The following is a 9,035-nucleotide window of genomic DNA, read 5'->3' on the forward strand; positions in this document are numbered from 1 at the left end:
ATCTCGCTTCGTCTGGTCATCAAATTGTTGCGGGTCGCCCAAAAGTTGCTGGTCTTTCAAAAGTTGCGGGTCTTTCAAAAGTTGCGGGTCCTTCAAAAGTTGAAGGTCTTCCAAATGTCGAGGGTCGTCAAAATGATGAAAGCGCTCGATGGGTGCAGGGAGGTTGGTGTTATGTTGCGACATAAAGCCCATCCCGAGATGTTGGTTCCCCTGTAACGCCATGATATGAGCCGTTCTTTCGTGAGCGCGGTTGCAGCATAGACATGAAGAAATCGCTAAGGGCTTTGAGCGTTCCCGCCATTTATGCGGTGATCGGGCTGGCAGTTCTCTTTCTGATGGAGTTCGCCTCGGCGCGCTCCCCGCTGGGTGGCTATGCGCTCATCAACGGAAAGCCACTCGCGGCGGCGGTCACTGTCGCAGTTTTGGCGGCCGCGTGCGTCCTTGCCGATTCAATCATTGGCCGCCGCTATGTCGGAGCCGCACTCGTCGGGCTGATCGCCATCGTCTTCGGCTTCATCAGCAGCGAGAAGCAGCGCTATCTGGCCGAACCGCTCTTTCCTTGGGATTTTCTGTTTGCACATCAGATCATCGACCTGTTGCCCGAATTGGCTGCAGCGAGACCGAAGCTTTCGATAGCACTGGCCGCTGCCGGATTCACCGGAGTAGCGGGTCTGCTTTGGCTCTTCATCGTCGCGGCGCGGCGAATGGCGCCGATCCCGATCCTGAGCCGCGTTGCCGGTATCCTCATCGGTCTCGCGGTCATCATTCCGTTCGGCTACGGCGGCCAGGTCAAGGGACAGATCCTGTTCAGGGATTATCTCGGCTTGACCAACCGGATCCAATTTCAGAACGAAAATTACAAGAAGAACGGCTTTCTCGTCGCCTTTCTGTTGAACTTCGATCGAGCTTTCGTTCCTCGTCCAAGTGATTATTCCGAAGACAAGGTCGMGAGCGTCATCAGAACAATCGACGGCGCAGGGCCCAATCAACCCATCGAGACCGTCTCGCCTACGCAGAAGCCGAACGTCGTTCTGATCATGAGCGAAGCGTTCTGGGATCCGACCCAGTTTCCCAAGATCACGTTCGACAAAGACCCCATGCCCTTCGTACGCTCCTCCAGCGCAGGCGAGATATTTTCGCCCGCTTTCGGCGGTGGAACCTGCAATGTGGAATTTGAAGCGCTGACTGGTTTCAGCAACTCCTTTCTTCCGGAAGGTAGTTTTCCGTATCAGCAGTACATCCTGCGAAACACGCCTGCCCTCCCATGGTATTTCAGATCCATCGGATATCGCGCCATCGCGCTACACCCTTATCAAAAGTGGTTCTGGAACAGGGACAAGGTCTATCCTCGGTTAGGCTTCGAAAAATTCATTGGGATCTCCGACCTGAAGGGCCCACGCAAGCTGGGACCCTATGTTTCGGATGATCAGCTCACGGATCTGATCCTCGAGAATCTCTCGGCAAGCGAGCCAACGTTTCTCTTTGCCGTGACAATGCAAAACCACACTCCGTTCGCACCAAAACGCTACGGCGAAACGCAGATCACGCCCGGCGGCGACATCAGCGCCGAGGATGCGGAAGTTCTGAGCAGTTATACCCAAGGTGTCGTTTTCTCGGACCAGGCGCTGAAACGCTTGTCGGAAAATCTCAAATCGCTCGACCGACCGACCGTGCTCATCTTTTTTGGCGACCACGCACCGGGCCTCGGGCCGAGCCTGGCAATCTACAAGACGAGTGGTTTGCTCGAGGGAGCACGTTCGGGTGCGGAGCAACTGATGAAAATCCGGCGAACGCCGCTGGCTGTCTGGTCGAACACCGGACGAGCGCCGTCCCCCGTCGGAACAATCAGTCCGGCCTTCATTCCGCACCTGATCATGGATGAGGTCGGCCTCGATCACCCATTCTACAAGCGCTTCCTGGGATCGCTCATGAAGGATGTGCGCGTAATGGACCGGAATGCATATATGACGAGCGACATGCAGCTCAGCGGCAATCGGCCCGAGCGGCTGGCACCTCTTCTCGATCGGTACTACAGCCTGCAATACGATCAGATGTTCGGCTCACAATATGCGCGGAAAAGTCTGTTCTGCGAAATGCCGGGTGCCGATTGCCAGCGGCAAACGAGTGCCGTCGCAATGCCCACGCCGTAGGTCGATAGCCCTACGGCGTTCAGAGGGCTCGAAGACTTTGGGGCGCGCATCGGCTTTTCTTCGCAGACCGGCGCCCAATAAACCACGGTGCGGTCAAGCTGCATCGGACACGCTTCGAGGCGGCGCTCGGGACTGACCGCCAACGTGAGGATCGCGATGCGCGTTGCCGTCTTTGGAACGAAGCCCTACGATCGCCGCATGCTCGAGGAGCGCAACGCCGAGTTCGGCCATGATCTGACCTATTTCGAGCCGCGTCTGAACGTGGAAACCGCAGTACTCGCGAAGGGTTTCCCGACGATCTGCGTCTTCGTCAACGATACCCTCGACCGCTCCGCCCTCACCCAAGTCGCCGCCGGTGGGACGCGGCTGATCGCGCTTCGCTGCGCCGGTTTCAACAACGTGGATCTGGACGCTGCAGCGGAGCTTGGATTGCGCGTGGTGCGTGTTCCCGCGTACTCGCCTGCCTCCACCGCGGAGTTCACGGTCGCCCTCATGCTCAGCCTGGCGCGCCACGTCCACCGCGCTTACGCACGGGTCCGCGAAAACAATTTCTCGCTGGAGGGACTTCTCGGCGCAGAGATGAAGGGGAAAACGGTCGGCGTCGTGGGCACCGGCAAGATCGGGGCGATCGTCGCTCGGATCATGCGCACCGGTTTTCAATGCGATGTCATCGCGAGCGACGTCGAACCAAACCCAGACTTGGTGGCAATCGGCGTGCGATATGTCTCGCGCCTCGACATCGCCGAAATGGCCGACATCATCACGCTGCATTGTCCGCTAAACCCCGACACGAGGCACCTTGTCGATGCCGCCTTCGTCGGCGCAATGAAGCCCGGGGCGCTCATGGTCAACACCAGCCGCGGCGCATTGATCGACACCGGCGCCGTCATCGACGGTCTCAAGGCGGGTACGATTGGAGGCCTGGCTCTCGACGTCTACGAGCAGGAGGAAGATCTCTTTTTCGAGGATCTGTCGAACGAGGTCATCACCGACGATGTTTTCCAACGTCTCCTGACATTTCCCAATGTCCTCGTGACCGGACATCAGGCCTTTTTCACGCGCGAGGCTCTGGCAAACATCGCGGAGACCACTCTGGCCAATATTCGCGACTTCGAGGATGGCAGGGAGTTGAAAAACGAAGTGGCGAAACCGCATCGTTGAGGCGCATCACGAGCCCCTCTATTCTAAAGCCGACACAGCCAAGGTAAGCAATTCGTGATTGAAGAACCGCCGGTTCGATCTGGCAACAGGAAACCCGACCCTCTAATGGGGCGATGGCTATCCCTCATTTTGGAGACGAACGAATGAATGCTCACGCGCTTGAAACTGTCTGGGCCCCCCGCTTGTTGGCGGTTCTGCGGATCGTAGCGGCCCTCCTTTTCATGGAGCATGGCACTCAAAAATTGCTCGGCTTTCCTGCCTCCAGCAATCCGAGCCCCGCACTTTTCAGCCTTTTCGGTATCGCCGGGATCCTCGAGATCGTTGGCGGCTTCCTGCTCGTAATCGGCCTCTTCACCCGCCCGGTCGCCTTTGTTCTTTCGGGCATGATGGCCGTTGCCTACTGGATGGCGCACGCTCCCAAGAGCGTCTTCCCCGTCCTCAACGGTGGCGATGGAGCCGTGCTCTTCTGCTTCGTGTTTCTCTATCTCGTGGCTGCGGGCCCAGGAGCCTGGAGCGTCGACGGCAGCCGCAAGGCCTAACTTGATCGCGAGCCAAGTTTCGCGAGCCAAACCTGATCGAGGGCGCTTCATTCGAAGCGCCCTTTTTCATGCGTCAAAGGGCTTGACCCGACATTCCACTAAAAATTTGGACGCCGCCGGCCTCCCGGTGTAAGAGCCAAGGGCCGAAAATATCCCGTTTCTGATCAGGTTTTCTCCATGCCACACTATCGTTCCCGTACGACAACCCACGGTCGCAACATGGCCGGAGCCCGTGGCCTCTGGCGCGCGACAGGAATGAAGGACGAGGATTTCGGAAAGCCCATCATCGCCGTCGTCAACTCGTTCACCCAATTCGTGCCTGGCCACGTCCATCTGAAAGACCTCGGCCAACTCGTTGCGCGCGAGATCGAGAAGGCGGGTGGCGTCGCCAAGGAATTCAACACCATCGCCGTCGACGACGGCATCGCCATGGGCCATGACGGCATGCTCTACAGCCTGCCCTCCCGCGAAATCATCGCCGATTCGGTGGAGTACATGGCGAACGCCCACTGCGCCGATGCGCTGGTGTGCATCTCGAATTGCGACAAGATCACGCCCGGCATGCTGATGGCGAGCCTGCGCCTCAACATCCCGACGGTCTTCGTTTCCGGTGGTCCGATGGAGGCCGGCAAAGCCAATTTGCGCGGCAAGCTGAAGGCCCTCGATCTCGTCGACGCCATGGTTGCGGCGGCGGACGACACGATGACCGACGAGGAAGTGCAAGTCATCGAGCGCTCCGCGTGCCCGACTTGCGGATCGTGCTCTGGCATGTTCACGGCCAATTCGATGAATTGCCTGACCGAGGCCCTTGGCCTCGCCCTTCCCGGCAACGGCACCGTGCTGGCGACGCATGCCGACCGCAAGCGCCTCTTCGTCGAAGCGGGCCATCTCATCGTCGATCTCGCGCGGCGCTATTACGAGCAGGACGACGCTTCCGTGCTGCCGCGCTCGATCGCCAATTTCAACGCCTTCGAGAATGCCATGACGCTCGATATCGCGATGGGCGGATCGACCAACACGGTGCTGCACCTGCTTGCCGCCGCGTACGAAGGCGACGTCGATTTCACGATGGACGACATCGACCGGTTGTCGCGCCGCGTTCCCGTGATCTGCAAGGTCGCGCCTGCGGTGTCGAACGTGCATATCGAAGACGTGCACCGGGCGGGCGGCATCATGGGCATTCTGGGCGAGCTCGATCGCGCCGGCCTGATCCACAACGATTGCGGCTGCGTCCACGCCGCCAGCATGGCAGACGCCTTCGCCCGCTGGGACGTCAAGCAGAGCGACAGCGAAGCCGTACACAATTTCTTTCTGGCTGCTCCCGGCGGCGTGCCGACGCAGGTGGCGTTCAGCCAGGACCGGCGCTGGGAGGAGCTTGATCTCGACCGCGAAAAAGGCGTCATCCGCTCCGGCGCGCACGCCTTCTCGAAGGACGGCGGGCTGGCGGTTCTTTCGGGCAACATCGCCATGGACGGCTGTATCGTGAAAACTGCCGGCGTGGACGAGAGCATTCTGGTCTTCAGCGGGCCGGCACGGGTCTTCGAGAGCCAGGACGCGGCCGTACACGGCATCCTGAACGGCGGCGTTGCTGCGGGCGACGTGGTGGTCATCCGCTACGAGGGGCCGCGCGGCGGCCCCGGCATGCAGGAAATGCTGTACCCGACGAGCTACCTGAAATCGAAAGGTCTCGGCAAAGCCTGCGCCCTGATCACCGACGGTCGCTTTTCGGGCGGAACATCCGGTCTCTCCATCGGCCACGTCTCGCCGGAGGCGGCGGAAGGCGGCCTCATCGGCCTCGTGGAGGAAGGCGATCCGATCGAGATCAACATCCCTCAGCGATCGATCCGACTGGCCGTGGACGACGCCACCCTGGCGAAGCGCCGCGCCGCCATGGAGGCCCGCGGGGCGAGCGCATGGAAACCGGCAAGCCGCACCCGCAAGGTCTCCACGGCGCTGCGCGCCTATGCGGCCCTGACGACCAGCGCCGCGAGGGGCGCAGTCCGCGTGCTGCCGGAGTAACCTCTGCGGCTGCAGCGCTGCCGTGGGCGCCAAAGCGCTTCAAGCGTTGCGAACTCTTCCAGCGCTGCGAACTCTTCCAGCGTTGCGAACTTTTCCAACGTTGCGAACTTTTCCAACGATGCAAACTTTTCCAACGATGCAAACTTTTCCAACGATGTCTGCGAGAACGGCTAGACAGGCGACGTATCGCTGACTATACACCCTCCGCCGATGCCGTTGACCGAAAGGTCGCCGTTGGACGCCCAGGTAGCTCAGTTGGTAGAGCATGCGACTGAAAATCGCAGTGTCACTGGTTCGATTCCAGTCCTGGGCACCATAACCTTTTCAATAGGTTAGACAGGTTCCCTCATAATTCGGTTAGCCCTCTGTTACCGGGCGTGTTACCGACATTTGATCAGGCTCCGTTCTCAGTCCGAACGGGGCCTTTTTGTCGGTAAGTCGCGGGTCACTGGCCACCGCCCGAATTATGGTGCGTAGCGGCAAGGATTTCGTCTTGTTGCGCGCGGCTTGACCACAACCTGACCGGCCATTGTGGCATCCACGGGTTGCGCAAATTGCGCCAGATCACGACGACCGGAAAGTAAACATCTTCTGCCTCGGGCCGCTTATCGTGCCACACAAGCGGCAGATAAACCGCCGCTCCCGCATCAATTACTAGCCGCGGATGCTCGCCTCTAATCGCTCGCTCTGCGGAGGGAAGAGAGTCACTGTCCCAAATCCTGATACTCCCCCCTGGCGAGTGTACTCGTTTGATCAAGATGCCGACTTCTGATTCGTTTTTGATCTGAACTCGCATGAATGACTGACCGCCTCGGTACTGGAGAACCGAAAGCGTAACGATCGGGCGACCTTTCAGAAACCGATCAAATACGAGAAAGACAAATGAACCGAGGCCTGCGAGTGATCCAATTGTTTTGAGAATTTCAAACGAATTACTTTCGTCGACCATGGTCATGCTGCCCCTGAGTCACGCTGCTTCGTCCTTCTTCGCACCCCGCGCCACGATCTGAAGCGCTCCGTCGGGCAAGGGGCGCTGCAGGGCGCATGCCTCGCTCCAAGGCGCGCGCATCCAAACGTCCCGCTCTTCTTCAGTCGTGAGGATCACCGGCATCGCCTTAGGGTGGATCGCGCCAACCTCCTTGTTCGCGTCGCACGTCAGGAATGCGAAGAGGTTGTTTGTGGTCTCGCCCTCCTTCAGCTTCCGTACCGAGGTCCACGGAGTCCAGATGCCGGCGAAGAATGCTAGCGGCCGCGCCTCGTCGAAGGCAAACCACACCGGCGGCCGTGAGCCGTCGGGAAGCACCTCGTTTTCTGAAAAGCTCGAGAACGGGACCAAGCATCGGTTCTCGACCCCAAGCCAGCGCCGCCAATGGGGAGACTTGGTGTTTCGCACGTTGGTGACGCCCGGATCCGTCTTCTTGCCCTGCAGCGCGAAGACCGGCGATGGCATGCCCCAACGCATCAGGGTCAGCTCGCGCTCACCGTCCTCGTTCCGGACGACGGGCGCCATGTAGTCGGGGAAAATCCCGGGGAACGTCGGCATATTGCCGGTCGTGTCGCGCATGGCCCTTGCGAGATGGAGGATCTCGTATTGGCTCTTGGTCATSGAGTAGAGATTGCACATGCCTACCGCTCAAGCTTCACGGCGCCAGCATAGACAGCGTCTCGGCATGGTGGCAATGTTCTTGTTCTGATCTCATGGGAACATTCGAGCGCGGTTTGCGACCGGCGAGGAGTGAATGTGAGTTCTCCGACTGTGGGTGATTTGAAACGCCAGGGAAAGACAAGCCTCATGATCCGTTGCTCTGGCTGCGGATATTCTGTGGTCCTGTGGTGGCGCCTTATGAAGGGTGTGAGCAACGGCAGCACCGTGGACAGCGTCGTCAATCGCCTGAGGTGCAAGCGATGCGGCCGACGACCCTCAACGAGTGATGTTCGCCCATATAGCCAGGAGGATGCAGCGGGTGTGCCCTAGCATGGGCGATAATGAACGGCGACGACGCCAATCTGAGTTTGAAATCTAATAGGAAACAAAATGGCGACCAAAGAACAACGGCGGACTGAGTGCATGAAAGAGGCGTATGTGCTCGCGCAATCGGGCCTTCACATTGACCATCTGACGATCGAGCGCGTCTTGTCCGCTCGTTTTCCTGAAGCTCGAGACTGGCTCGATGGCAATTCCATTCGAGATGATTTGCGGCGGATGTGCGCAAAGGCGCGCGAGGGGTCCAGTAGCACCTGATCGTGTCTGCTGTCGCTGCCCTGATTTGCGGCAGAGAGATAGCTTTCGTCTCTGACCGGCATGGCGAAGATCCTGTAATCAGGGCAAAAAAAATCCCCTCCCGGCGAACCGGAGAGGGGATGGGGGCTCAAGGAGTCTCGTTATGCCGTGAACCAACGCGCATTGCGTCGGGCGGTTCCTTAGGGTGGCAGTGGCGGCACGGCTACCGACGGCAGCTCCTGCCAGAGGGTCCAAAGACCGTGAGGAACGGCATAGTTGGCCTGCCCCCGGATCGTGAGGCTCTTCACCCGATCGAGCTCAGCGGGGATCGGCGCGCATAGCTCATTGCGGCCTGGACCGAGCGCCGAAGCTCGCGGGTTGCGAACCACCTGCCCGTCCCGACGGCGCTCAACGACGGCCGGATACTCGACGGCCGTTCCGTCGACCACGATCGACCACGCCACCACGACGGGCTGCGCGTATCGGACCTTGTTCCAGGACCACACCCAGCAAACGCGTCCGGGATCGCGCTCGACGGCCTCAATGACTTGATCGTCGAGCACGGGCGCCACGCGCGCTTCTATCTGTGGCGTGACGAAATAGAAGAGACCGAGACCGAAGAACCCGGCAACGAGCCAGATCGCAGCCACGGCGACCACCTTGGATCGTGTCATCGCGCCCCTCCCTTCACCATGAGCCAGAAGGATGTTGCGGCCGCAGCCACCAGAAGGCCGGTGGCGGCCAGTAGCCCATGCCTCACCATCGCGTCCTTGAGTTCGCGCGAGGACCGAAGCGAGGCGAAATCCTTGCGCAGATTCGCCTTGTCCGTCGGATCGACGCCGACGGTCTCGAAGAACTGCACGATGGTTTCCCTCGCAGCTTCCTTCGCCGCCTCGCTCGCGGCTGTCGATGCGATCTGTTCAACCTCGTCACGCGAGGGAGCCC

At 59.9% G+C, this 9,035-nt stretch carries 9 protein-coding genes and 1 tRNA gene; 5 read left to right on the forward strand and 5 right to left on the reverse strand.

Annotated elements, in window-relative coordinates; translation table 11 throughout:
- Positions 1-222: hypothetical protein (locus AC1DT3_RS06355; RefSeq protein WP_477464407.1), on the reverse strand; the 222-nt coding region annotated here is incomplete at its 3' end.
- A 41-nt stretch (positions 223-263) separates the two neighbouring features.
- On the opposite strand from AC1DT3_RS06355, the gene AC1DT3_RS06360 reads away from it, so the two are divergent.
- The 5 genes from AC1DT3_RS06360 (at position 264) to AC1DT3_RS06380 (ending at position 6,185) form a co-directional block, all read left to right on the forward strand.
- Positions 264-2,150, forward strand: coding sequence for an LTA synthase family protein (locus tag AC1DT3_RS06360; protein WP_477464408.1), 1,887 nt, complete (start codon positions 264-266; stop codon positions 2,148-2,150).
- A gap of 156 nt (positions 2,151-2,306) precedes the next feature.
- Positions 2,307-3,311, forward strand: coding sequence for a 2-hydroxyacid dehydrogenase (locus tag AC1DT3_RS06365; protein ID WP_477464409.1), 1,005 nt, complete (start codon positions 2,307-2,309; stop codon positions 3,309-3,311).
- Between the two features lie 143 nt (positions 3,312-3,454).
- The gene (locus tag AC1DT3_RS06370) at positions 3,455-3,850 is read left to right on the forward strand and encodes a DoxX family protein (RefSeq protein WP_477464410.1); all 396 of its coding nucleotides are present in this window, start codon (positions 3,455-3,457) and stop codon (positions 3,848-3,850) included.
- 177 nt (positions 3,851-4,027) lie between these two features.
- Complete coding sequence (gene ilvD / locus AC1DT3_RS06375; RefSeq protein ID WP_477464411.1) at positions 4,028-5,869, forward strand: dihydroxy-acid dehydratase; 1,842 nt, start codon at positions 4,028-4,030, stop codon at positions 5,867-5,869.
- A gap of 240 nt (positions 5,870-6,109) precedes the next feature.
- Positions 6,110-6,185: transfer RNA gene (locus AC1DT3_RS06380), tRNA-Phe, on the forward strand.
- Positions 6,186-6,314: 129 nt separating this feature from the next.
- On the opposite strand, the gene AC1DT3_RS06385 is transcribed toward AC1DT3_RS06380, so the two are convergent.
- From AC1DT3_RS06385 to AC1DT3_RS06400, 4 genes are all read right to left on the reverse strand, one after another.
- Entirely contained in the window at positions 6,315-6,824 is a 510-nt protein-coding gene (locus AC1DT3_RS06385; protein WP_477464412.1) for a hypothetical protein, read from the reverse strand.
- A 12-nt stretch (positions 6,825-6,836) separates the two neighbouring features.
- Positions 6,837-7,493, reverse strand: a complete 657-nt coding sequence (locus tag AC1DT3_RS06390; protein ID WP_477464413.1) for an SOS response-associated peptidase — start codon at positions 7,491-7,493, stop codon at positions 6,837-6,839.
- 797 nt (positions 7,494-8,290) lie between these two features.
- A complete protein-coding gene (locus AC1DT3_RS06395) occupies positions 8,291-8,764 on the reverse strand; it encodes a hypothetical protein (RefSeq protein WP_477464414.1) in 474 nt (157 codons plus the stop codon).
- On the reverse strand, positions 8,761-9,035 hold a 275-nt coding region (locus tag AC1DT3_RS06400; protein ID WP_477464415.1), incomplete at its 5' end, for a hypothetical protein. The genes AC1DT3_RS06400 and AC1DT3_RS06395, both read right to left, overlap by 4 nt.

Source organism: Microvirga sp. P4_G7 (assembly GCF_056401005.1).